Source organism: Microbulbifer mixtoriginis (SeqCode) (assembly GCF_052466695.1).
Map to the genome: position 1 here is coordinate 3,070,672 of NZ_CP174285.1, position 24,115 is coordinate 3,094,786.

Here is a 24,115-nt window from a genome sequence, read left to right on the forward strand (position 1 = left end):
TTGAGCATTCTACGAGAACAACAGGCAGGGTACTACTTTCCCCTGGAGACTGGTCAGGGAAGGCACTCTAAAGTGCCCTCCACCTGAAATTGGGAGGATCTGAACTTAGCCCAAATCTGGTGAGTTAGGCTACAGCAATATGGCTTGTGTCATGAAGGCCGGTGTCATCTACATCACTCAGCCAACCCCGGTGCGCGGTACTGCGACCATGCACTACATCAAAATAAAGTCCCTGCAAGCGACCGGTGATTGGGCCGCGGCGACCACTGCCGATGGAGCGGCCATCGAGCATACTGATAGGCAGCACCTCTGCGGCAGTACCTGTAAAAAAGGCCTCATCGGCGATATAAACCTCATCGCGAGTGATACGCTTCTCCACCAACCTGTAGCCACACTCCCTGGCCAATTCAATCACCGTATCCCGGGTAATGCCATCCAGGCAGGAGGTCAGCTCCGGGGTATAAATAATCCCATCCCTGACGATGAAAAAGTTTTCCCCACTGCCCTCGGCCACATAGCCCTCTGGATCGAGCAATAACGCCTCTTCGCAACCGTTGCGAATCGCCTCCTGCAGGGCCAGCATTGAGTTGATGTAATTACCGTTGGCCTTCGCCTTGCACATGCTGATGTTGACGTGGTGACGAGTATAAGAGGACGTATTGACCTTGATGCCACGCTCCAATGCCTCTGGGCTCATATAGCTGGGCCACTCCCAGGAGGCGACGATTACGTGGGTACTAAGCCCCTCTGCACGCAACCCCATCCCCTCAGAGCCGTAAAACACCATTGGGCGCAAATAGGCGTGCTGGAGATTATTTTCCCTGACTACAAGACGCTGAGCCTCATTCAGCTCATCCGCTTGATAGGGCATAGGGATATTCATGATCTTCGCAGAGCGAAATAAACGACGGGTATGATCCTGCAGGCGAAAGATACTGGCTCCGCGATCGGTCTCATAAGCGCGCACCCCCTCAAAAACACCCATGCCGTAGTGCAGGGTATGGGTTAGGACGTGCACGCGCGCATCGCGCCAGGGAACCAACTCACCGTCAAACCAGATAACGCCATCACGGTCGGCAAAAGACATAGGGCAACTCCCACTAATCCTGAAAAACAGTTTAATCGGGCAGCAGGACCAAGCCGGTTTTAACCGAGTAATTGCTGCCAGTTTGTTAGAACGGTCTTTCTTTCCGCTGTGAAACGGTCATCGCTCACTGTCCCTGGCAGTTGTTGTAGTGCCAGGCGATGACCTTCAGATCGGTAGGCTTTGTAGGCGTCGATCAGATGCTCGACCTGTTTGGCCGGCATCAGGCCCGCGTCATTCAGACTTTCGAGAATGCGAATGTTATCGGTGTATCGCACGATCGAGGGCGCAGTTTGCGCCCAGGCCAGAGCAGCATATTGAACCAAAAATTCAATATCGACAATACCGCCCGGGCCGTGCTTGAGGTCGAAATTTTGATCATTGCTTTTATCCAGGTGAGAGCGCATTTTATCGCGCATTCCAACCACTTCCTCGCGCAATTTCCCCTCATTTCTGGGCTCGCAAAGCAATTTCAGGCGTAGAGCCTCAAAGTCCTTGCAGAGCTGTTCGCTACCCGCAACTGGGCGGGCGCGCACCAACGCTTGATGCTCCCAGGTCCAAGCACTCTCGCGCTGGTATTTTTCAAAGGCTTTCATTGAGGTGACCAACAGGCCCGAATTGCCCGAAGGGCGCAAACGAGTATCCACCTCATACAGCGGTCCGCTCAGGGTACGGGTTTGCAGGATATGAATCAGGCGCTGCGCCAGGCGGGTATAGAAGCGCAAATTGTCGATACTGGTTGCGCCGTCGGTAGCAAGCTGGGGGTCCGCATCGTGCACAAAAACAATATCCAAATCGGAGCCGTGGGATAATTCCAGCCCCCCAAGCTTACCGTAGGCGACAATGGCAAAGTGCATATCTTCAGCTGTGGCGCCGGCCGGCTGTCCATATTTATCCACCATTTGCGCCCAGGCTACGCTGAGTGACTGCTGCAATATGCCTCCCGCCAGCCAGGTGAGAGAGTCGCTTACCTTCATCAGCGGTAATGCCCCGCTGACCTCTTGAGCGGCAATACGCAGACTCTGGCTCTGCTTGAAATAGCGCAGTGTTTCCATCTGCAGCTCCAGATCTGCTGGATCGACACGCAACAGTTCGCGGCGAAGCTCATCGGCAATATCTTCAGCCGTGGCCGGTGCCAGCAGGCGGCGAGAATCCAGTAGTTCATCCAACAGGATGGGGTGACGCGCCAGCTGCTCGGCGATTCGTGGGCTGGCACTGCACAGTTGTACCAGCTGGCTGAGTACTGGGGGGTTCTCATTGATAAGCACCAGGTAAGCGCTGCGGCGCAACACTGAGCGCACCAGGGGGAGTACCCGACCGAGCACCAACAATGGTCTTTCCTGCAAACTGGCTGCGGCCAGCAACAAGGGCATAAAGTGATCCAGGCGCTCACGCGAAGATGCTGGCAGTGCCACTACCATTGGAGAGTGATTGAGATCCCGCAGCAACTCCAGAGCCTCCGGCGCCGGACTGAAGCCTGCATTCTCCAGGGTCTGCAGATTGATCTCTTCACTACTCTCATCGCCACAGCTACTCCACAATCCCTGCCACTCTTCCGCCACATGGGGCTCGGCAATCTCCTCCGGCGGTGCAATAACCGTGTCGAACTCTCGCTCCACCACATTGCGAACGGCAGCCAATTCCCTGGACAACTGATCCCAGTTGTCGCGACCGAGGGCGAATGCGAGCCGCTCGCGTTCTGCTGGGTCCTGCGGCAGCGCTTGGGTCTGCTGGTCTTTATAAGCCTGCAAGGCGTGCTCCACCCGACGCAGCAGCAAATAGCAGTTGCCCAACTCATCGGCGACACCAGGTTCCACATGGCCGTCAGCTTCCAGCAAAGGCAGGATTGTTAACAAATTGCGCTCTCGCAACGCCGGCACACGTCCACCGCGGATCAACTGGAAAGCCTGCACGATAAACTCCAGTTCGCGAATACCTCCGCGCCCCAGCTTGATATTGTCAATCAACCCACGGGCGCGTACCTGTCGCTGAATCAGCGCTTTCATCTCGCGCAAGGCATCAATAGCACTGAAATCAATATAGCGACGGTAAGTGAATGGCCGCAACAGCTCCATCAACTCGGCGGCAACGCTTTGATCGCCGGCCACCGGACGCGCCTTGACCATGGCGTAACGCTCCCACTCGCGCCCCTGGGTCTGATAATAATCTTCCAGAGCGGCAAAATGGCTCACCAATGGGCCGCTGTCACCATAGGGGCGCAAGCGCATATCCACACGAAACACGAAGCCCTCCGCCGTGATGGCATCCAGGGATTTAATCAGACGCTGACCCAAGCGCTGGAAAAACTTCTGGTTTTCCACACATTGATCGCCATCGGTATGCCCGGGGGCGGGATAGGCGAAGATCAGATCGATATCCGAGGAGAGATTTAGCTCGCGCGCGCCCAGCTTACCCATACCCAGCACCACCAAAGACTGCGCCCTCCCACTTTTATCCCGGGGCTCACCATAACGCTGTGCCAGCTGGCGGTGGTGCCACTGCAAAGCCGTGCTAATAGCGAGCTCTGCCAGCTCGCTGAGACGCAGACAGGCTTTGGGAATATCCCACTGACCGGCAAAATCGCGGAAAATAACCTCGGCGGTCGCTCGGTTGCGCAGCTGCCGCAGGGCCAGATCTAAAGTTTCATCGCTATCAGAGCAAGGCAATTGCAGGCCCAGATCATCCTGTTGCAGTAGTTCCAAGAGGAAATCCGGTTGGCGGCAGCACTGTCGATAAAGGAATTCAGAACCGATAAAACTACGTGCCAGTGCCAGCTCGAGCGCTTTCTCTTGTAGCAACGCCTCTGCCTCAGCCGCCAATGCCGGGCCCGCCGCCTCGCGCCAGTCTTGCCACAGACTCTGCAGTTGCAGGCGCAGGGGTTCGGGGCAGATGGCGCTATCAATCATGGGAAATCGATCCTTATTTCCAAATGTGGAATTCTGCAGGGGCAGCACTCCCGCCCCACAATTTTTAAACCCAAATTACCTTGGGAAAGTTAGGCACAATTAAAAAGCGATATCCGGCGGCGGTGCCACACGCAATACTTCCGCCACCGTAGTCAGGCCAGCGGCCACTTTCTTGGCCCCCGACAGACGCAGACTGTTCATACCCTCGCGCATAGCCTGGCGACGCAGCTGTTGTAGGTCGCAATCGGGGGTGACGATGGTCTGCACCGCTTCGCTAAACGGTAGGATTTCATAGATCCCCTGGCGGCCCTTGTAGCCAGTGTTACGACATTCCAGGCAGCCCTCGGGGGCATACACTTTTTCGGGTAGAGGCGCTTTCCAGGGACGAACCAGAGAATGCCAGTCTGCCTCATTGATGGTGTCTTCACGTTTGCACGAAGGACAGAGAGTCCGCACCAGGCGCTGGGCCATAACACCGAGGATGGTGGACTTAAGCAGGTAGTGAGGCAATCCCAAATCCAACAGACGAGTAACCGCCGTGGGAGCATCGTTGGTATGTAGAGTGGAGATCACCAAATGGCCGGTGAGCGCTGCCTGTACCGCCATCTGCGCGGTTTCCAGATCGCGAATCTCCCCCACCATGATGATATCCGGGTCCTGGCGCATCAGGGTACGGATGCCCGCGGCAAAATCGAAGCCGATAGAATGGTGGACCTGAGTCTGATTAAAACTCTCCTCTACCATCTCGATAGGATCTTCCACGGTGGAGACATTCACTGCACTGGTGGCGAGCTGCTTGAGGCCGGTATATAAGGTAGTGGTCTTACCCGAGCCAGTAGGGCCCGTAACCAGCACAATGCCGTTGGGCCGCGCCAGCATCGTCTGCCAGCGGGCCAAATCAGTGCCGGAGAGCCCCAGGTCACTGTAGGAGCGCGCCAGTACCTCGGGATCGAAAATACGCATCACCAGCTTCTCGCCAAAGGCGGTAGGCAGAGTGGAGAGGCGCAGTTCCACCTCACTGCCATCGGGCCGTTTGGTTTTTATGCGGCCGTCCTGAGGTTTGCGCTTCTCCGCCACATTCATTCGTCCAAGGATTTTTAGACGACTGGTTACCGCCGCATTGACCTGATCGGGCAGTTCATGGATCGGATGAAGTACCCCATCGATACGAAAACGAATACGCCCCACCTGACGCCGCGGCTCGATGTGAATATCACTGGCGCGCTGATCGAAAGCGTGCTGTAACAACCAGTCGACGATATTGACAATATGCTGGTCATTGGCCTCCGGGTCTTTAAGGCTGCCCAACTCCAGCAGCTGCTCAAAATTATTCGCCGCAGAGGTACCCTGCAGTCCACTGGCGCCGGAAATGGAATTCGCCAGGGAGTAAAACTCCACACAGTAACGCTTGATATCTGCGGGGTCTGCCACCACCCGCCGCACCCGACGCCCACTAGTATGTTCCAGCTGCTCCTCCCAACCGTGGGTGAAAGGCTGGGCCGTGGCAACGGTTAACTCTTCTGCACCAGCCTCGACACACAAAATCTGGTGGCGCTTGGCGAACTGGAAGCTCATTACCTCGGTTACCGCGCTCACATTCACTTTGAGCGGGTCGATATGATAGAGGGGGTGGTCTGCACACTCCGCCAGCCAGGCACTGAGTAGCTCGGCGCCCAGTAAAGTGCCTGGGCTCTTCTGGCTGGCCAGATCGCAACTGGCGATATAGCTGAGCGGATGCATCTGTGCCTGCTCCGCAGTGCGCGGAGTACCCACAATACGGTTCGCATCCAGCCTGCTCACGTAGCCCTGGGCAACGAGGTCCTCCAGTAATCCACGCAAATCCAGCAACCTGTCCGCCGCTCTACTCTCTGTCATCGGCATGCCCCCTTATTCTCATATGACGACGCATTGTAGCCCTATCAATCAAAGCCGACAGTGCATCGTTAACGCACTAATACCGAAGTGGCTCCGATTGGGGTACCATGCCGCCGTTTCGCACCCTGAGCAATGGAGCTAACCATGGCCCTGTCGAATATTGCCAATTTGTTTGGCCGCTCACCGATCAAGCCGATCGAGAAGCATATGGCTACGGCCCACGAGGCTTCAGCCGACCTGATCCCCTTCTTCGACGCCCTCATCAAAGGCGACCTGAAAGAAGCGGAGCAGATTCAATTGCGTATCTCTGCAGCAGAGAATCGCGCCGATGACATCAAGAGAGACCTGCGTCTGCACCTGCCAGACAGCCTGTTTATGCCTGTCTCCCGCTCCGACCTGCTGGAGCTGCTGCACGCCCAAGACGAAGTGGCCAACACAGCGCAGGATATTGCCGGGCTGGCGGTCGGTAGAAAAATGCAGATCCCTGAGAGTCTGCAGTCTCTGATGACCACTTTTGTAGAGAGCGCCGTGGCCACTTCTGCCCAGGCCCTGCGCGCGATCAATGAACTGGATGAGTTGCTGGAGAGCGGCTTTGCCGGGCGCGAGGTGACCATCGCCAAGCGTATGACCGAAGAGCTGGATGAACTGGAGCGTAAGTCGGATAAATTGGAAGTCGAAATTCGCGCCTCCCTGTTCACTATTGAAAAAGACCTACCGCCGGTGGATGTGATGTTCCTCTACCGAGTGATTGAATGGATCGGCGAACTGGCCGATCGTGCCCACAGCGTGGGTAACCGTTTGCAGTTGTTGTTGGCACGTTAGGGGGTTCAACGTGGAAATTCTTAGTCAATATGGCCATATTCTGTTGATATTGGCCTGTGTCGCGGGCTTTTTTATGGCCTGGGGTGTTGGTGCCAACGATGTCGCCAACGCCATGGGCACTTCAGTCGGCTCGCGAGCACTGACTATCAAACAGGCGATTGTCATCGCCATGATTTTCGAGTTTGCAGGCGCCTATTTAGCCGGTGGTGAGGTAACCGCCACGATCCGCAAAGGCATTATCGATTCTGATATCTTTGCCTCACAGCCCGAGCTGCTCGTCTACGGCATGTTGTCCGCCCTGCTCGCCGCCGGCACCTGGCTACTGGTGGCCAGTATCCTCGGCTGGCCGGTATCCACCACCCACTCCATTGTCGGCGCTATTGTCGGTTTCTCCGCAGTGGGTATCTCCCCCGATGCGGTGGCCTGGGGCAAGGTGGGTAGCATTGTAGCGAGCTGGGTAGTCTCCCCGCTGCTGGCAGGTACTATTTCCTTCCTGCTGTTCCGCAGCGTGCAACGCCTGATCCTCGATACCGAGGATCCATTTGCCAACGCCAAGCGCTACATTCCTTTTTATATGTTCGCCGTGGGCTGGATGATCGCTATGGTGACCCTGACCAAGGGTCTGAAGCACGTTCTCAAAGACGCAGATATCAAGCTCAGTTTCCTGCAGGACGCCGGTATTGCCGCGATTGTAGGTCTGTTGGTCGCAGGCGTTGGCGTCACCATGCTCAAGCGTATCAAGCGTGACACCTCCATCGAAGCAGAAAACCGCTTTGCCAATGTGGAGCGTGTCTTCGCGATCCTGATGATTTTCACCGCCTGTGCCATGGCCTTCGCCCATGGTTCTAACGACGTGGCCAATGCCGTTGGTCCACTGGCGGCGGTAGTCAATACCATCCAAGTGGGTGCAGTAACCGCCAAGGCAACCATGCCTTCATGGATTCTATTGCTTGGGGGCCTGGGTATTGTGGTGGGCCTCGCCACCTATGGCTTTAAAGTAATGGCGACGATTGGCCGTAAAATTACCGAGCTAACACCCAGCCGTGGCTTTGCTGCAGAGCTCGGCGCCGCTGCTACCGTGGTTATGGCCTCCGGCACCGGCCTGCCCATCTCCACCACCCATACCCTGGTGGGCGCGGTACTGGGTGTTGGCCTGGCCCGTGGTATCGGTGCGCTGAACCTGCGTATGATTACCACCATCGCCGCTTCCTGGGTAGTTACCCTGCCCGCTGGCGCTGGTATTGCAATCCTGTTCTTCTACTTCTTCAAGGGATTGTTTGGCTAATTGCGGCTGCGCAATATCCATCAAAAAAGGGAAGCTCAGCTTCCCTTTTTTATTTCAAACGAACCGCTCTTGTCCTACTGGCTGGCCAGAGCCACCCCCTCATCACCCTCTCAGAAACTGAACTAAGCTGTCCCAGATCTACCCGAAACCGTCCCGCCCGCCGAGTAGCGATCACCGGCTGAGAATGAATATCGCCACATGACGACACGTGACATTACACATTGGACCGTTGGCACCTACCTGGCACAGCGCTTGAAGGATGTGGGTATCCGCCACTATTTTGCCCTGCCTGGCGATTACAATCTGGTATTGCTCGACCAGCTACTGCTGGAGCCAGACCTAAAGATGATCAGTTGCTGCAATGAGCTGAATGCAGGTTATGCCGCTGACGGCTACGCTCGGGCAACCCAGGGACCAGCCGCAGCCGTGGTCACATTTTCTGTTGGCGGGCTCAGCATGATCAACGCAGTCGCAGGGGCCTTTGCCGAGGATCTCCCTCTGATTGCCATTTCCGGGGGCCCAAATACCAATTCGGAAGCCGAGTGGGAGTACCTGCACCACACTCTGGGCGAAGTAAACTACAGCTATCAGCGCGAGATGTACTCTTACGTCACCGCCGAGACCGTAATCATCCACCACCCCAAACTGGCACCGGCCGCTATAGATCGCGCACTGGATACCGCCATGTTGCGGCGCAAACCAGTGTATATAGAGGTCGCCGCCAATGTCGCCAATGCCCCAACCTCGGCGCCAATTCCGCGCGGCTTTGCCCGGCGCCCTACCAGCGATCCCGACTCCCTCGCCGCCGCTGTGAAGCATATCGTCGATTTCTTAAATGCTGCCGAGCGCCCGGTTTTAATTGCTGGCAGCAGGGTACGTGCAGCCAGTGCGCAAAAAGCCCTGTGCGATCTGGCCCATAGCTGTAAATATGGTCTCGCCTCTATGCCCGATGCCAAGGGTTTACTTCCCGAGACCCTTGAGAGCTTTATGGGTATCTATTGGGGCCCTGTGAGCACCCCTGGATGCAGTGAGATTGTGGATACAGCAGATGCTCTATTATTTGCCGGTCCCCTGTTTACCGATTACACAACAACGGGCCATCAGCTGTGTTTTCAGGGTGATAAAGCCATCCTGGTGCAACCTACTTCTGTTCAACTCGGGGACACCTGCTACAGCAATGTGCATATGAGGGATCTGCTAAATGCCCTTGTAGGAAAACTAAGTGCAAACGATGGGGCCTTGAAGGCCTACCACAGGGTGAGCAGCCCTAAACATATCCCCAAACCCGGTAAACCCGACACACCACTCACCACTAGACAACTGTTCGCACGAATACAGAAGCTGCTCGATCGCAAAAGTACCTTGCTGGTGGAGACTGGGGACTCCTGGTTTAACGGTATGGAGCTTTCATTGCCCGAGGGAGCACAGTTTGAGATTCAGATGCAATATGGAAGCATCGGCTGGTCTGTGGGAGCCAGCCTCGGCTACGCCCTCGGAATGAGCAAAGGGCGCCTGATCTCCTGCATTGGCGACGGCTCCTTCCAGCTCACTGCCCAGGAAATATCCACCATGATTCGCTACGGGGTTAACCCGATTATTTTCCTGATCAACAATGGTGGTTATACCATTGAGGTGGAGATCCACGATGGCCCCTATAACACGATTAAGAAATGGGATTACGCCAAGCTGATCGAGACTTTTAGTGCAGGGGAAGGCAACGCCTGGGGGTGTAGGGTCACCACCCAGGGCGAGCTGGATCAGGCAATCACTGAGGCCAAGAAGCGTAGTGGCCTGTGCCTGATCGAAGTGCTGATCGACCGCAACGACTGCAATGTAAACCTACTGCGTTGGGGCAACCAAGTTGCCCGCAATAACAGCCGGGCGCATCGTAGTATATGACAGCCATTCCAAACGGTGAGGGCGATGTTTTTGTCCCCCATTTTCGATTGAGCAAGCTTCATTGAACGCTACTCATCGGAGTAAGTGGCAACCTCTTCCATTTATTCTTCGCCCGCGCAATACTCACCAGCCACTAACTATTTGCCGCATATCATCCGTTCCTGAGAAAGCATTCCCATGCCTTTATTGATCCTTGTCACCCTGCTCTGGGCCTTTTCTTTCAGCCTGATCGGAGTTTACCTCGCCGGTCAGGTCGACAGTTATTTCTCGGCGATGACTCGGGTTTTATTGGCCGCTCTGGTATTTCTGCCCCTGTTACAGTGGCGACGCTCTAGTGCTCGCGACGCCATTATTCTAATGGCCATTGGTGCCGTACAGCTGGGGGCCATGTACCTTTTTTACTATCAGTCATTCCTGCTGCTGAGTGTGCCTGAGGTACTGTTGTTTACCATATTTACCCCTCTATACATTGCACTGTTTTATGATCTGATTGAGCGACGCCTATCACTGTGGAATTTGGCCATCGCACTGCTGGCAGTCTTCGGGGCGGCCATTATCCGCTGGGACTCCCCCAGTGGCGATTACTGGTTAGGCTTTGCCGTGGTTCAGGGGGCCAACCTGTGTTTTGCCATCGGCCAGGTTGCTTACAAGCAATTTATGCAGCGGGATCAATCTCTCCCGCCCAGGCAGATTTTTGGCTGGTTTTTTCTAGGTGCGGCAGTCATTACGGTATGCGCATGGGCTTTTTTGGGCGAGCCCAGGTATCCACAAACCCTAACCCAATGGGGAGTATTGTTGTGGCTCGGCCTTGTGGCCTCCGGCCTCGGTTATTTCCTCTGGAATAAGGGCGCCACCCTAGTCTCCGCGGCGACTCTCGCGGCTATGAACAATGCCCTGGTACCCGCCGGCCTACTGGTAAACCTGTTAATCTGGAACCGCGATGCGGATATTCCCAGACTCGCTCTGGGTGGATGCGCAATCGCACTGGCGGTTATTCTCAACGAGCGACGCAACAAAATAGGGGACAATTCCCATGGCGCCTATCGCAGTACCTGAGTTAAAGACCCAGCTTCGACAATTAATCGCCTGCCCCAGTGTCAGCGCCACCGATCCAGCGCTGGACATGGGCAACCGCCCGGTGGTGGAAAAACTCGCAGACTGGCTCGATACCCTAGGGTTCACCGTGGAATTGATGCCCCTGCCAGACAGCACGAATAAAGCCAACTTGATTGCCACCCTTGGCGCACATGAGGGCGCTGAAGGCGGCCTGATCCTTTCCGGACACACCGACACGGTTCCCTTCGATGATGGGCGCTGGCATTCAGACCCGTTCAGCCTGCAGGAGCGCGACAATCGCCTCTATGGATTGGGCACCAGTGATATGAAAAGCTTTTTCCCACTGGCCATCGAAGCCACCCGCAGCTTTATCGATAAACCTCTGCGCCAGCCCCTGACCATTCTCGCTACCGCCGATGAAGAGACTTCAATGACCGGCGCCAGAGAATTGGTCAAAGCAGGGCGACCGCAAGGACGCTACGCAGTAATTGGCGAGCCGACTGGCTTGCGCCCGGTTCGCATGCACAAAGGAGTGATGATGGAGGCCGTGCGTATCACGGGACAATCGGGGCACTCCTCCAATCCTAGCCTCGGTGCCAATGCCCTGGAGGCCATGAACTTGGTTATTGGGGAGTTATTACGTCTGCGTGGGGAGTGGCAGGAAAAGTACAATAACCCCGGATTTGTCGTCCCCGTACCCACCCTCAACCTTGGCTGCATCCACGGTGGTGACAACCCCAACCGAATTTGCGGCCATGCGGAGTTACAGTTTGACGTACGCCCACTACCCGGTATGTCACTGCAGGAATTGCGCCGTGAGTTAAATACAAGGCTGCAGGCATGTATCGACAACAGTAGAATTCATCTCGATATGGTTTCTCTGTTTCCCGGTACCGAACCCTTCGAACAGGATCCTAATTCTGAGTTGGTCAAGGTTGCAGAAAAGCTCACCGGTTACAGCGCCCAGAGTGTCGCCTTCGGCACTGAAGCCCCCTACTTGAAGAGCATGAATATTGACACTATTGTGCTTGGCGCCGGTGATATAGATCAGGCTCACCAACCGGATGAATACCTGGAGCTCGATCGTATAGAGCCGATGGTAAAAATATTGCGCAACTTGATCGGACGCTTCTGCCTCTAAACCATTCAGGCCGGCCTGGCTTCAGTTAAATTTTTATCCGCCCCTTACACAAGCAAATATATCGACAGACGGAAGGGTATTAGTGACCGACGAGAACGCCTCCCTCAACTGGTTCCGCCATGCGGCGCCCTATATCAATGACCTGCGCGGTCGCACTCTGGTAGTCGGCATTCCCGGCGACGGGCTCGAACACAGCAACTTTCGTAACCTGGTCCACGATCTGGCGCTGCTCGCCAGCCTTGGAGTCCGCCTGGTAGTGGTGCATGGCTGCCGTGCACAAGTCAACCGCGCCCTGCAAGAGCGCGGCATTGAGGGCCGTTTTCACGGCAACAAGCGTGTTACCAACCGGGAAAGCTTGGAAGTGATAAAAGCCGCAGTGGGCAGATTGCGCTTCGATATCGAAGCGGCCTTTTCCCAGGGGCTCCCCGACTCCCCCATGGCGCGCTCAGCGCTTAAGGTAATCTCTGGAAATCTGGTTACTGCACGCCCATGCGGTGTTTTGGATGGTGTCGACCTGGGTTGGACCGGCACAGTAAGGCGCATGGAAGTCAACACTATTGAACAGGCACTAGACCAGGGCGCACTGGTGCTACTATCCCCCTTGGGGACCTCTTTGACCGGCGAACTGTTCAATATTAACTACCTGGACTTAGCCGCAGAGGCCGCTAGAGTCCTGCGAGCCGAGAAACTGGTGCTGTTCCGCGAGCCGGCGCAATTGATGCTTGATGGTAATCCAATCAACGAGCTCAGTATTGTGCAGGCCGAGCAAGCCGCCACCCGAATACAGAGCAAAACCCTACAGTGTGCCATCCAGGCCTGCAATTCAGGTATAGCCCGGGTCCACCTGCTCAGTTACTGCCAGAATGGTTCTCTGATCCAGGAGCTTTTTCGCCGTGAGGGCGCCGGTACCATGATCTACCGGGATAGCTATGAAGTGGTGCGCCGGGCGCGAATCACCGATGTGGGGGGGATTCTCGGCCTGATTCGCCCACTGGAGAAGCAGGGCGTTTTGGTAAGGCGCTCGCGGGAAAAGCTCGAAGCCGAGATAGATCATTTCACCCTGGTGGAAGTCGATGGTACACCCGTAGCCTGTGCCGCACTCTACCCTATTGGAGACGACAGCGACGATACTTCTGCCGCTGAGATTGCCTGCGTGGCAAGCCACCCAGATTTTCGTGGCGGTGGGCGCGGCGCCAAGCTGATGCGCCACCTCGAACGCCAAGCCCGAGCGGTCAATATCCGCGAGCTCTATGTGCTCACCACCCAAACCGAACACTGGTTTATCGAGCAGGGGTTTGATCAGGTCGGGGTGAGTGATCTGCCTGCCTCACGTAAATCCCTTTACAACATCCAGCGCAATTCACGCATTCTGCGCAAACAGCTCGGCCAGGGCGGTACGCCTTAACTCTCTCCTATCGCAATACCTATCCTAGTAAGTAGCGCAGTGGATCCGCACTGCGCGAAAACATCCCAGATATAGGCTTTTTTTGCTAAGCTGACGCTCTAATTTACACAGCCGGATGCTTGTACCATGCCCAGATATCGTTCCCGTACCTCCACCGCCGGACGCAATATGGCCGGCGCCCGAGCCCTGTGGCGTGCCACAGGTATGACCGATGCGGATTTCCACAAGCCGATTATCGCCATCGCCAATTCATTCACTCAGTTTGTACCGGGGCACGTACACCTCAAAGATATGGGGCAGCTGGTGGCAAGGGAGATCGAGCGAGCCGGCGGTGTCGCCAAGGAATTCAATACCATCGCCGTAGACGATGGTATTGCCATGGGCCACGATGGCATGCTCTACAGCCTACCCAGCCGTGAGATTATCGCCGACTCGGTGGAATACATGGTCAACGCCCACTGCGCCGATGCCCTGGTATGTATATCCAACTGTGACAAGATCACTCCGGGCATGCTGATGGCCGCTCTACGCCTGAATATCCCGGTTATTTTTGTATCCGGCGGACCAATGGAGGCTGGCAAGACCAAACTGGCCGACCACAAGCTCGATCTGGTGGATGCCATGGTGATCGCCGCCACAGATACAGCCTCTGACGAAGAGGTTGCGGAGTACGAGCGCTCTGCCTGCCCCACCTGCGGTTCCTGCTCCGGCATGTTCACCGCCAACTCCATGAACTGTCTGACTGAGGCGTTGGGCCTCTCACTGCCAGGCAACGGCACCCTGTTGGCCACCCATGCTGACCGCAAAGAATTGTTCCTGCGCGCCGGACGAGAAATCGTCTCGCTGACCAAGCGTTACTACGAAGAAAATGACGAGAGCGCCCTGCCTCGCAATATCGCCAACCGCGCAGCCTTTATGAATGCCATGGCTCTCGATATCGCCATGGGCGGCTCGACCAACACGATATTGCATCTACTCGCCGCAGCCGAGGAGGGCGATATCGACTTCAACTTACAGGATATCGATCGACTCTCCCGCGAGGTGCCGCAACTGTGCAAAGTCGCACCTAACACAGAGAAGTACCATGTGGAGGACGTCCACCGAGCCGGTGGGGTAATGGCGATTCTCGGCGAATTGGAATCTGCTGGGTTAATTGATGCCTCCCTGCCCACAGCCTACGGTGGCTCATTAGCGGATGCACTAAGGCAATGGGATATTTCTCGCACCGATCAGCAATCGGTGCATGACTTCTACCGGGCTGGTCCCGCAGGTATTCCCACACAGACCGCATTTAGCCAGGCCTGTCGCTGGCCAACTCTGGATGCCGATCGTCAGCAAGGGTGCATTCGCTCAGCCGAGCACGCTTATTCTGCTGAGGGCGGGCTGGCAGTTTTATTCGGCAACCTGGCCCCTAATGGCTGTGTAGTAAAAACCTCTGGTGTGGACGAGACACTGTGGCAATTTGAGGGCCCGGCCCATGTTGTCGAGAGCCAGGAAGAGGCGGTTGCCCATATTCTCGAAGGTAAAGTACAGAAAGGCCAGGCGGTAATTGTTCGCTATGAGGGCCCTAAAGGCGGGCCCGGTATGCAGGAAATGCTGTACCCCACCAGCTACATAAAATCCAAGGGCCTTGGGGAACACTGTGCCCTGATTACCGATGGACGTTTTTCCGGGGGCACCTCTGGCCTCTCTATCGGCCACGTTTCTCCAGAGGCTGCATCTGGAGGGAATATCGCCCTGGTACAGGATGGCGATCCAATCCGAATCGATATACCAGCGCGCAAAATTGAGATTGCCCTCAGTGAAGAGGAACTTGAGAATCGCCGCCAGGAAATGGAGAGTCTAGGCCAGCAGGGCTGGAAACCCCAAAAAGAGCGCCCCCGCAAAGTCAGCAAGGCCCTAAAAGCCTATGCATTACTCGCCACCAGCGCTGATCGCGGTGCGGTAAGGGAAATTGATTAAGCAGATATACAGAAAATAGAAAACGGCCCAAACGGGCCGTTTTTTTATTGTGCAAGTTTATAGGTGATCCGATTGCGAACACCATACCGCTCGACGGGGTGGCCATCTTCCACTTGTGGCTGATATTTAAACCGCTCTGCCGCAGCCTGTGCCGAACGATTAAATACATTGGTTGGATTGCCGGCGCTGTCATAGCCAGCAACAACACGCACATCGCGCACCGCACCGGTTTTGCTTATCGTAAACTCCACAACTACATAACCTTCTATACCTCTGCGTATAGCCGTGCTCGGATAACGCGGTGTAGCCTTATAAACAGGCACAGGCTCTCTCGATACGATAGCTGGATTATTACCAGTTTCAGTAACCGGAGGAGTAATCGTTGGGATGGTATTTATAGTCTCCACTTTTCTAATCGTCTCAGTACGCTCAAGCGGTGGCGGAATATCCTGAGGGCTTGGCGGAGCCTGATACTCTTGCTGGGTAACCACTTTCTTGTCGGTCATATCTATAGGTTGAATCGTCGGTAACGGCTTAGCCACCGGTTCCACAAAATTTGTGGAGATCAACTGGCTCATTGCAAAAATCAAACCGAGAGTAATCAAGGCTGCGTAGGCCAAGCCTTTAACATAACCGGCAAGCAGGTGGGTAGGGAAAAAATCGGGGCTGGAAAATGGCGTGCAAGCTCTATCCATAACACCTCTCCTATTGTTATTAGGGTGCGTAAAAGGCATCTAAGTGCCGAAATGGAAAAAGCTGATCAGCTGACTTTAATCATTAGCCAATTCACGAAAAAATGCAAATAGTTCGTAAATACAGGTTATAGCAACATTTAATATTATTGAAAGAGGAAACAGAGGCATAAAAAAAGCCGCACATCTCTGTACGGCTTTTCTGGGATTGAAAAGTAACTAAGCGATTAAATCGCCAATTGCTTTTCCCTCTCCTGCTCACCCTTGACAAATTCCATCCACTGCTTGGCAAACTTCTCAGAGCGCTCATCTTTCGAGGCTTCTCTAAGACTTTTTATTGCCGCGTCATAGCGCTTCAGGTTGGCATTAGCCATGCCTAACACAATATGTAGAGTGTCGACACGCTTGATCTTGCCCTTTGCCAGAGCTTTTTTGCCCATGGAAACGGCCTTCTCATTCTGGTCCAGGTCCAGGTAGATCCCGGCCAGGCGCGAGTAGATTTCACCCTTATCAGACAATTGAGCTGCAGCTTCCAGCTGGGGAATCGCTTTTTGCAGCTCCTGAGCCATCTGATACGCCTGAGCAAGCGTTTCCAGGTTCTTGGCTGTACGAGGGATCTTCTTCTCTTGGATACCTTTGGCAATCACCTTGGCACCTTTATAAGGCATTTCGTGCCCCATAAAGAGATAACCCATATTCAACAGGTCCCGATCCTTCTCCAGCGCACCTGCCAAATAAGCGGCTTCCATCATATGCAGCTGATCTTTATCGCGCTTCAGCTCGCCATACATAGCCGCCAGTGTTTTGTAGTACACAGGCTTGGGATAGTGCTGTACCAGCTTCTCAAGAACACCAGCTACTTTTTTGTAGTCGTTGCGCTCGAAGTACACGTACTGCTGAAGACCGTACCAACCTTCCTTGGGCACCTTGCCTTCTTTCTCATACATGGATACCGCAATATTGATATCCGCCAGCGCTTTGCTCTGATTACCAACCTGGTTATAGGCCTGGGCACGCAATGCATAAGAGTCGGCAGTTATACGATCAGAGACCTTGAACCATTTATTTAGGTAATTAATCGCCTGCTTGTAATCCTCGGTAACAAAGTAGAGCTGCGCGAGGGTAAACAAGGTTCCCACTTCAAGTGCAACCGGCAAGTTTTTTTCGCCCTGGTTTAGCACCTTCTTAAAGTAGGGGATGGCCTCTTTGTAGCGCTCGGTACTGTAGTAAACCACACCGAAGAAATTGTACATCTGAGCTATCTCATAGCCGTTGTACCGTTTCTTACTCGCATCCATCTCTTGAAGTGCAACTAAAGCGCCCGCCCAATCTTCTGCATCAGCAGCTTCCTGGGCTTTCTCCAACTTTTTATACGCGGCTTCGCGCATAGCCGGTACTTTGCGGCTCTTCTGGTTGCTGGGCTTTTTTTGCTCCTGGGCCTGGGCAGAGGCGAAAGGTGCGGAAACACCCGCTGCTTCGAGCACGGTAACACTGAGTGCTGGTGCCAAGACCAGGGGCAATGCTACTGAGGTGCGCAGCGCGAGCTTGGACAAACTTTTGCTAATGCTTGTCAACTTCATAGTGCTTCCTCCTTAGTCCTTAGCCATATTAAAGCTGATCTTAGTCCGCACATTCGGGACTTCGGTCGGCTTGCCATCAACTACCCGCGGCTTGTATTTATACTTCAGCGCGGACTTGAGTGCGGCCCTGTTAAAAACAGAGGTGGGCTTGCCATCCAGGGTAAAGGCTTCGATCACAATAGGATCGCGCACAGAACCATTGGTGGTCACCGTATACTCTACGATTACATAGCCTTCCATACCCCGCTGAAGTGCACGGCGTGGATACTGGGGCTGAACCTTAACGATGGGCAGGTAGTCACCCTCACCAAAGCTAAAACCAGACAGCTTGACACCGCCAGACGCCTTGGGCGCAGAGATACTTATACCGCCATCGATGTCCGGCTCCTCAAACTCCGGCTCAGGCATTTCCGGCGGCGGAGTTTCAGGATCCTCCGGTTTCACCGGCTTGGTCGTGTCGTATTGTGTTTCGATCTTCTGCTCAGGCATCACCACATCGGCAACTTTGAACTGCTCCTTTTCCTCTGGAGCGCCCATATTTGCCTGAATCAGCTGATGCATGGTGAAGATGAGGCCAAAGGTTGTGGCTACTGCCAGCGTACCTGCCCCAAGAAGTCTTACCGGATTCATAGCTGTTAACTCTTTTCTGTCGCGACCGAAACTTTCTTGATACCAATCTTCCTGGCTGCTTCCGCAATCAGGGCGATCTTTTCAATACTCGCTTCCTTATCGGGCTGAATCACCAACCACCCTTTCGGGTTTTCCGAGTAGAGGCGCTCCAGGACAATTCTTACCTGGCGCTCATCAACTTTCTCTTTGGCAATCCAGATCTCATCACTATCGTTGATCGCTACCAGAATAGAGGTGGCTTTGAGTTCTGCGGTTGTCGCTTCCGGCTTAACAACATCAGCACCCGGTTCCTTAATAAAGGTCGCAGTGACGATAAAGAAGATCAGCATGATGAACACCACGTCCAGCATGGGCGTGAGGTCAATAGCGCCGGCTTCTTCTTCTGCCGTATTTTGTCTTTTGCTCATAGCAACTCTCTTAGCGAACTTTCTCGTCGGGGGCCCTCAGAGAGCGCCCCTGGCGAAAATTTCTGGCTTGGCTAAACCTTCACAGCAAATAAGCTGGCCTATTCGCTGATGTGTGCTTAGTGATCCATGGTCAGATGATCTTCCAACAACTGGGTCTCACGCTCGGCCTTACGGGCGAGGTAGGTGTTGGCGAATACTCCGGAGAGGGCCGCAACCATACCCGCCATCGTCGGGATGGTTGCCATGGATACACCACTGGCCATCTGCTTAGCGTCACCGCCACCGGTAATTGCGAGAACATCGAACACGTTGATCATGCCCCAAACCGTGCCCAGCAGCCCGAACAGGGGCGCTAGGGCAACACAGGCCTGGATCATGTCCATATTGTCCTGAATCTTCTCGGAAACCCGGGAGATCATCGCGTAGCGGATCTGGTGGGAGGCCCAGGATTTGCGCTCACTGCGCTCTTCCCACTGGTCTACCGCACCCTGAACGTCACTCTTTAACGCTTTGTTAAAGTAGAAAACACGTTCAAAAATCAGCGTCCACATAAAGAAGGTCAGGCCGGCGATCAGGAACAGTACTGGCCCGCCCGACGCCATAAAGGCGTTGACGGCGGCCCATGCGTCGATTAATGCGTGCATGTTGCCGCCTCCTCTTATTTACGCTCGGCGTTTTCCGCCACGATACCAGCGCTCTGCTCTTCAAGAATATGCAGGACGCGCTTAGCACGAGCATTAACAATGGTGTGCATCAGTACAGTGGGGATAGCCACACACAGACCGAGAACGGTGGTGATCAAGGCAGAGGAAATACCACCAGCCATTGCGCGGGGGTCACCAGCACCAAAGATGGTAATTGCCTGGAAGGTTACGATCATACCGGTAACGGTACCCAACAGACCCAGCAGCGGAGCTACCATGGCAATAATCTTCAGCAGGTTGAGGCCGGACTCGATGGCCGGACGCTCTTTCAGGACCGCCTCTTCCATCTTCAGCTCGAGAGTTTCACCGTCGACACCTTTGTTCTCTTCCGCAACAGCCAGTACACGACCCAGCGGGTTATTGGTGTTCGGGGTAGAAGAGCGCAGCTGAGCACTTACCTTGGCACTCACGCCAGTCAGTACGATCAGGCGGAAGATAGCCAACAGCATGGCGAATACACCAACGGCAGTGATGATATAGCCAACGATGTCACCCTGGTGCCAACGCTCAACAATATCGGGGCTGTTGATCATGGCTTTCAGGTAGGAGCCGCCGGTAGGACCAGTCGGGTCGATACCAAAAGCACTGAAGCCTGCGGTAGAGGCCTGTAAACCTTCCGCCATCTTCTGGAAGCTGGCATCTGGCTGGCGAATCAGCTCGGCCAGCTGGTAGGCGTCGTTCATTTCCAGGTATTTGCCGCTGGAAACCAGGTTGAAGTTACCAACACGAACAACTTCCTGCTGAACCTGCTCACCATTGGGCTTGATCACGGTAGCGTTGAACTTAACTACTTTGCCGGATTCCACGGTTTCGCGCTGAACCTCAAACCACAGGCGCTCGATTTCCTCGATTGTCGGCAGCTTGGTAGCGCTGTTCATCTTGGCCAGCAGACCGTCGATAAATTCGGTACGGTTAGGGTACTGGGCGGAAACCAGAGAGGAACCGATATTCGCACGCAGATCTGCCGCAGTAGAAGACATATGGCCGAACAGCTCTTTCAGGGAGCCCAGGCGCTCGTCCAATTGCTGGCGTTTCTGATCTACAGCAACTTCCTGCTCCTGGTATTTCTTTTCCAGTTCAGCAGAGCGCTTTTCTTCTGCAGTGCGAGTGTCTTTAGCCTTTTTCAGCAAAGATTGCTGATTGGCCTTTTGGCGACGGAACTCAGCTTCACGCTGCTTGTGCTCTTTGGATTCAGCAACCTTGGATTGTTGAACCATTTTCAGCAGGTCATCGAGAGAAGCTGCTTTTTCCTGGGCGACAGCAGAGAAGCTGATCAGGCCAGCCGCTGCTGCAACTAGTACGCGTTTGGCGATAGAGGATTTCATTGCGCTGCCTCCGGAGCCGCGATCGGCATAGTCATGATATCGATAGTGGCCTGCTTCTTGGCGATTTTCAGACCGTTCATGAGAGCGCGGCGGTATTCGCCAGCATCGATCTCAACCCAGGCTTTCTGGCCTTTGTCATAGGCGAGGGAGATCGAGGAGTCGGTGGTCTGAGCCAGCAGGGCGATACGGCCGATCTGCAGCACGTTCACCTGGCGCTCTTGGCCATTTACGTTCAGGGTATCGCCGTAAGTGTCGATCTTACGCGCGTATTCCGCTTCGAAATTGTACAGCTCCAGTACCTGGCGGAATTTCTCCGCAACAGTAATATCGGAACGATCCATATTGTTCTTAACGCCTTCGAGGTTGGCCATACGCTCGTCCAGCTTGAACGGTGCGTCCAGTTCGATGAACTGCTCCAGGCCGTCCAGCATACGCAAAATCAGCGGCTGGATCTGACGTTCGATTACAGTAACGTTGGCAATGGACTCGTCCAGCTCATTGATCACTTCGAGCTGGTTGGCCAGCTGCTTTTCCAGCTGACGGTTGTACACTCGCAGACCATCGATTTCTTTATTGACCACCTTGAAGTCCTGCAGCAGGCTGCTGGTTTCTTCGGCAATCTTGTCGATGCGTTTTTGCGATGCCTGGGCCGCAGTGGTTTTCTGCTGGCCGACGGCGAGTACGTTATCGAGAGTATCCGCAGTGGCTACGCTGCCGTAGAGCGCGCCGGCAGACAGCGCAGTGGTCAGCGCCACAGCCATGAATCGCTTGGTTTTCATTAGACCCCCCAGTGGGTTCAATATTTCACAACATGGTCGCGATGAGATAGCTGCCACAACGCGGTGTCCTTTTGTTTTAAAAACATTGGTTAGAAGACAGCTAAGAGCCGCACATTGTAAACAGCCGATTTGATTATTCAAATGCCGATTGCCAGCATCGGCCCGCGTGGGTAGCAAAGTAACAACCGGGTAACAAGACCGGGTCGCTTGCACACATTGACGGCGCTATTCCCTGTGTTGGCTGTCGCAGAATTTAACAGATTGATCAACTTTTAATCAAATTGTTTTTATTTAAATCTGTCGTACTGAACTAATGCGTAGTTATACTCATTCTTGTCGCAAGCAGGGTAACACTCTCGTGCAACTTCGACCCATGAGTCATTAACTTCAGGAAAAAATGCATCTCCCGCCACTTCAGCATCTACTTCGGTAACATAGAGCCGCGCGGCATAGGGCATACTGAGGCGATAAATCTGTGCCCCGCCGATCACCATCAGCTCGCCGGCCCCTGCTTCCTGTGCGTGCTTATCGGCAAGTTCCAGTGCGGCTTCCAAGGTGCTTGCCACCTCAACACCGTCGGCCTGCCAATCAGGGTTGCGGGTAATCACGATATTGACACGTCCAGGTAGCGGGCGGCCAATCGACTCAAAGGTCTTACGTCCCATCACCACAGGCTTGCCCATAGTAGTGCGCTTGAAGAACTGCAAGTCGCCAGAAAGACGCCAGGGCAACTCGTTATCTCTGCCAATGGCACCGTTACGGGCCACAGCCGCGATTAAGGCAATCGGGGTATCCACAGTGTCTCTCCTATTCAAACCGCAACTGGAGCCGGAATATGTGGATACGCCTGGTAATCCTGCAGATCGAAATCCTCGAAACGGAAGGCGAACAGGTCTTTGACATCTGGATTGAGGTGCATTGTCGGTAGGGGGTGTGGTTCCCGTTGCAGCTGCAGATCAACCTGCTCCAGATGATTGGAGTAGAGGTGGGCATCGCCAAAAGTATGAATAAACTCACCTGGCTCAAGGTTACACACTTGAGCCAGCATCAACGTTAGCAAGCTGTAGGAGGCAATATTGAAAGGCACCCCAAGGAAGATATCCGCACTGCGCTGGTACAACTGGCAGGATAACTTGCCATCCGCCACATAAAACTGGAACAAGGCGTGGCAAGGGGCGAGCGCCATGCGCCCTTCACGGGCATTTTCCGCCGGGGAGACGCCCTCATCGGGCAGGTCCGCCGGATTCCAGGCACTGATTATCAGACGGCGGGAATCTGGACGGGTTTTCAACTGCTGCACCAGCTCTTCCACCTGGTCAATTTTACGACCATCAGGCGTGGGCCAAGAGCGCCACTGGTGGCCGTAAACTGGCCCCAAATCCCCATCTTCGGTAGCCCATTCATCCCAGATTCGCACCTTGTTTTCCTGCAGGTAGCGAATGTTGGTGTCCCCCTGCAAAAACCACAGCAGCTCGTGAATGATGGAGCGCAAATGACACTTCTTTGTAGTGATTAAGGGGAAACCCTCTGCCAAGTTAAAGCGCATCTGGTGGCCAAATACGCTCAGGGTGCCGGTGCCGGTACGATCCCCTTTTACTGTGCCGTTTTCGCGCACATGGCGCATTAGATCGAGGTACTGCTTCATTTCTAACTAGGCTCCGCCATTTACTTGAGAACGGTTTTCTTTGTTTCCACCCTTGCCTCGCCCTTCGGGCAGCGGCTGGGTACGATAGCTCCAAACCAATAGAGCGATACCGGCAATAATCATCGGCAGACTCAAAAGCTGGCCGCGAGTCATCCAGCCGAACAAGTCGAAGCCGATATGACCGTCCGGCTCCCTGACAAATTCCACCAGGAAACGGAAAATACCGTAGAGCAACACAAACATGCCGCCAACGGCGAGGCGCGGGCGCGGCTTGCTGGAGAACCACCAGAGCACTGCGAAGAGCACTAGCCCTTCCAGGAAGGCCTGATATAACTGCGACGGATGCCTGGCCAACAGTTCCGGGTCCTTGGGGAAGACCATTCCCCAGGGCCCTTCTGTTGGGCGGCCCCAGAGTTCCTGACCGATAAAGTTACCCAGACGCCCCAGTCCCAGGCCGATAGGTACCAGTGGGGCGACAAAATCAATCAGTGCGGGGAAAGTTGAGCCAATTTTTCGGGCATAAATGACGGTGGCCAACATTACGCCTACCAGGCCACCATGGAAACTCATGCCCCCTTCCCAGACTTTGAACAGAGAGAGCGGATTCTCCATCAACTGCGGCAAGTTGTAGAAGAACATGTAGCCGAGGCGCCCACCGACCACCACACCGATAGCGCAGTAGAGAATCAAGTCCTCCACTTCCGATTTAATAACTGGAGACCAGGGCCGAGTGCTACGCCGCAGTGCCAACCACCAGGCAGCAACGAAACCGAACAGGTACATCAGCCCGTACCAATGTACTTTTAAAGGGCCTATAGCAATGGCCACCGGATTGATTTCTGGATAAGTCAGCATGGGGGAATCGAGATTGTTGGCGAAGAGCGTATTATGGTCGCAAAGCGCCCCCCAGCGAAAGAG

The 24,115-nt window shown here is 54.6% G+C and carries 20 protein-coding genes; 7 read left to right on the forward strand and 13 right to left on the reverse strand.

All coding sequences use genetic code 11. The features are described 5' to 3' along the window. Nucleotides 1–124: 124 nt before the first annotated feature. The 3 genes from ACJJI0_RS13300 to tfpB form a co-directional block, all read right to left on the reverse strand. Nucleotides 125–1,087, reverse strand: coding sequence for a branched-chain amino acid transaminase (locus tag ACJJI0_RS13300; RefSeq protein WP_252083558.1), 963 nt, complete (start codon nt 1,085–1,087; stop codon nt 125–127). A gap of 59 nt (nt 1,088–1,146) precedes the next feature. Continuing rightward, nucleotides 1,147–3,990 carry a bifunctional [glutamate--ammonia ligase]-adenylyl-L-tyrosine phosphorylase/[glutamate--ammonia-ligase] adenylyltransferase gene (gene glnE / locus ACJJI0_RS13305; protein WP_444882972.1) on the reverse strand — a complete coding sequence of 948 codons (2,844 nt, stop codon included), beginning with the start codon at nt 3,988–3,990 and terminating at the stop codon, nt 1,147–1,149. A gap of 99 nt (nt 3,991–4,089) precedes the next feature. After that, entirely contained in the window at nt 4,090–5,865 is a 1,776-nt protein-coding gene (gene tfpB, locus ACJJI0_RS13310; protein ID WP_444882973.1) for a type IV pilus assembly ATPase TfpB, read from the reverse strand. 144 nt (nt 5,866–6,009) lie between these two features. Between tfpB and ACJJI0_RS13315 the strand changes: the two genes are divergently transcribed. The 7 genes from ACJJI0_RS13315 (at nt 6,010) to ilvD (ending at nt 15,435) form a co-directional block, all read left to right on the forward strand. Beyond that, nucleotides 6,010–6,687: a TIGR00153 family protein gene (locus ACJJI0_RS13315; protein WP_252083561.1), complete on the forward strand. Its 678-nt coding sequence runs from the start codon at nt 6,010–6,012 to the stop codon at nt 6,685–6,687. 10 nt (nt 6,688–6,697) lie between these two features. Then, nucleotides 6,698–7,972 (forward strand): inorganic phosphate transporter, encoded by a 1,275-nt coding sequence (locus ACJJI0_RS13320; protein WP_444882974.1) that lies wholly within the window; start codon nt 6,698–6,700, stop codon nt 7,970–7,972. Between the two features lie 198 nt (nt 7,973–8,170). Beyond that, nucleotides 8,171–9,871: a thiamine pyrophosphate-binding protein gene (locus ACJJI0_RS13325; RefSeq protein WP_444882975.1), complete on the forward strand. Its 1,701-nt coding sequence runs from the start codon at nt 8,171–8,173 to the stop codon at nt 9,869–9,871. A gap of 177 nt (nt 9,872–10,048) precedes the next feature. Further along, entirely contained in the window at nt 10,049–10,927 is an 879-nt protein-coding gene (locus ACJJI0_RS13330; protein ID WP_444882976.1) for a carboxylate/amino acid/amine transporter, read from the forward strand. Continuing rightward, entirely contained in the window at nt 10,905–12,068 is a 1,164-nt protein-coding gene (gene argE / locus ACJJI0_RS13335; protein WP_444882977.1) for an acetylornithine deacetylase, read from the forward strand. Before ACJJI0_RS13330 ends, argE begins: the two co-directional genes overlap by 23 nt. Before the next feature lie 82 nt (nt 12,069–12,150). Then, entirely contained in the window at nt 12,151–13,473 is a 1,323-nt protein-coding gene (gene argA, locus ACJJI0_RS13340) for an amino-acid N-acetyltransferase (RefSeq protein WP_444882978.1), read from the forward strand. A gap of 126 nt (nt 13,474–13,599) precedes the next feature. Next, nucleotides 13,600–15,435, forward strand: coding sequence for a dihydroxy-acid dehydratase (ilvD, locus tag ACJJI0_RS13345; RefSeq protein WP_444882979.1), 1,836 nt, complete (start codon nt 13,600–13,602; stop codon nt 15,433–15,435). A gap of 44 nt (nt 15,436–15,479) precedes the next feature. On the opposite strand, the gene ACJJI0_RS13350 is transcribed toward ilvD, so the two are convergent. The 10 genes from ACJJI0_RS13350 to lgt form a co-directional block, all read right to left on the reverse strand. After that, a complete protein-coding gene (locus ACJJI0_RS13350; protein ID WP_444882980.1) occupies nt 15,480–16,130 on the reverse strand; it encodes a TonB family protein in 651 nt (216 codons plus the stop codon). A gap of 224 nt (nt 16,131–16,354) precedes the next feature. Further along, entirely contained in the window at nt 16,355–17,707 is a 1,353-nt protein-coding gene (locus ACJJI0_RS13355) for a tetratricopeptide repeat protein (protein ID WP_252083569.1), read from the reverse strand. Nucleotides 17,708–17,719: 12 nt separating this feature from the next. Further along, the gene (locus ACJJI0_RS13360; protein WP_252083570.1) at nt 17,720–18,337 is read right to left on the reverse strand and encodes an energy transducer TonB; all 618 of its coding nucleotides are present in this window, start codon (nt 18,335–18,337) and stop codon (nt 17,720–17,722) included. Between the two features lie 5 nt (nt 18,338–18,342). Beyond that, entirely contained in the window at nt 18,343–18,744 is a 402-nt protein-coding gene (locus ACJJI0_RS13365; protein WP_252083571.1) for an ExbD/TolR family protein, read from the reverse strand. A gap of 116 nt (nt 18,745–18,860) precedes the next feature. Continuing rightward, complete coding sequence (locus ACJJI0_RS13370; RefSeq protein ID WP_152455321.1) at nt 18,861–19,388, reverse strand: MotA/TolQ/ExbB proton channel family protein; 528 nt, start codon at nt 19,386–19,388, stop codon at nt 18,861–18,863. A 14-nt stretch (nt 19,389–19,402) separates the two neighbouring features. Beyond that, nucleotides 19,403–20,773: a MotA/TolQ/ExbB proton channel family protein gene (locus ACJJI0_RS13375; protein ID WP_444882981.1), complete on the reverse strand. Its 1,371-nt coding sequence runs from the start codon at nt 20,771–20,773 to the stop codon at nt 19,403–19,405. Next, nucleotides 20,770–21,552 (reverse strand): DUF3450 domain-containing protein, encoded by a 783-nt coding sequence (locus ACJJI0_RS13380; RefSeq protein WP_252083573.1) that lies wholly within the window; start codon nt 21,550–21,552, stop codon nt 20,770–20,772. Before ACJJI0_RS13380 ends, ACJJI0_RS13375 begins: the two co-directional genes overlap by 4 nt. A gap of 287 nt (nt 21,553–21,839) precedes the next feature. Next, nucleotides 21,840–22,349: a dihydrofolate reductase gene (locus tag ACJJI0_RS13385; protein ID WP_444882982.1), complete on the reverse strand. Its 510-nt coding sequence runs from the start codon at nt 22,347–22,349 to the stop codon at nt 21,840–21,842. Between the two features lie 14 nt (nt 22,350–22,363). Beyond that, nucleotides 22,364–23,197 (reverse strand): thymidylate synthase, encoded by an 834-nt coding sequence (locus ACJJI0_RS13390; RefSeq protein ID WP_444882983.1) that lies wholly within the window; start codon nt 23,195–23,197, stop codon nt 22,364–22,366. 6 nt (nt 23,198–23,203) lie between these two features. Next, on the reverse strand, nt 23,204–24,052 hold the full coding sequence (gene lgt, locus ACJJI0_RS13395) for a prolipoprotein diacylglyceryl transferase (protein WP_252083576.1): 849 nt from the start codon (nt 24,050–24,052) through the stop codon (nt 23,204–23,206). Nucleotides 24,053–24,115 lie beyond the last annotated feature (63 nt).

Coding starts and splice junctions, on each gene's coding strand:
- ACJJI0_RS13300 (WP_252083558.1), bottom strand. CDS start 1,087: ATGTCTTTTGCCGACCGTGATGGCGTTATCTGGTTTGACGGTGAGTTG.
- glnE (WP_444882972.1), bottom strand. CDS start 3,990: ATGATTGATAGCGCCATCTGCCCCGAACCCCTGCGCCTGCAACTGCAG.
- tfpB (WP_444882973.1), bottom strand. CDS start 5,865: ATGACAGAGAGTAGAGCGGCGGACAGGTTGCTGGATTTGCGTGGATTA.
- ACJJI0_RS13315 (WP_252083561.1), top strand. CDS start 6,010: ATGGCCCTGTCGAATATTGCCAATTTGTTTGGCCGCTCACCGATCAAG.
- ACJJI0_RS13325 (WP_444882975.1), top strand. CDS start 8,171: ATGACGACACGTGACATTACACATTGGACCGTTGGCACCTACCTGGCA.
- ACJJI0_RS13330 (WP_444882976.1), top strand. CDS start 10,049: ATGCCTTTATTGATCCTTGTCACCCTGCTCTGGGCCTTTTCTTTCAGC.
- argE (WP_444882977.1), top strand. CDS start 10,905: ATGGCGCCTATCGCAGTACCTGAGTTAAAGACCCAGCTTCGACAATTA.
- ilvD (WP_444882979.1), top strand. CDS start 13,600: ATGCCCAGATATCGTTCCCGTACCTCCACCGCCGGACGCAATATGGCC.
- ACJJI0_RS13350 (WP_444882980.1), bottom strand. CDS start 16,130: ATGGATAGAGCTTGCACGCCATTTTCCAGCCCCGATTTTTTCCCTACC.
- ACJJI0_RS13355 (WP_252083569.1), bottom strand. CDS start 17,707: ATGAAGTTGACAAGCATTAGCAAAAGTTTGTCCAAGCTCGCGCTGCGC.
- ACJJI0_RS13360 (WP_252083570.1), bottom strand. CDS start 18,337: ATGAATCCGGTAAGACTTCTTGGGGCAGGTACGCTGGCAGTAGCCACA.
- ACJJI0_RS13365 (WP_252083571.1), bottom strand. CDS start 18,744: ATGAGCAAAAGACAAAATACGGCAGAAGAAGAAGCCGGCGCTATTGAC.
- ACJJI0_RS13370 (WP_152455321.1), bottom strand. CDS start 19,388: ATGCACGCATTAATCGACGCATGGGCCGCCGTCAACGCCTTTATGGCG.
- ACJJI0_RS13375 (WP_444882981.1), bottom strand. CDS start 20,773: ATGAAATCCTCTATCGCCAAACGCGTACTAGTTGCAGCAGCGGCTGGC.
- ACJJI0_RS13380 (WP_252083573.1), bottom strand. CDS start 21,552: ATGAAAACCAAGCGATTCATGGCTGTGGCGCTGACCACTGCGCTGTCT.
- ACJJI0_RS13390 (WP_444882983.1), bottom strand. CDS start 23,197: ATGAAGCAGTACCTCGATCTAATGCGCCATGTGCGCGAAAACGGCACA.
- lgt (WP_252083576.1), bottom strand. CDS start 24,052: ATGCTGACTTATCCAGAAATCAATCCGGTGGCCATTGCTATAGGCCCT.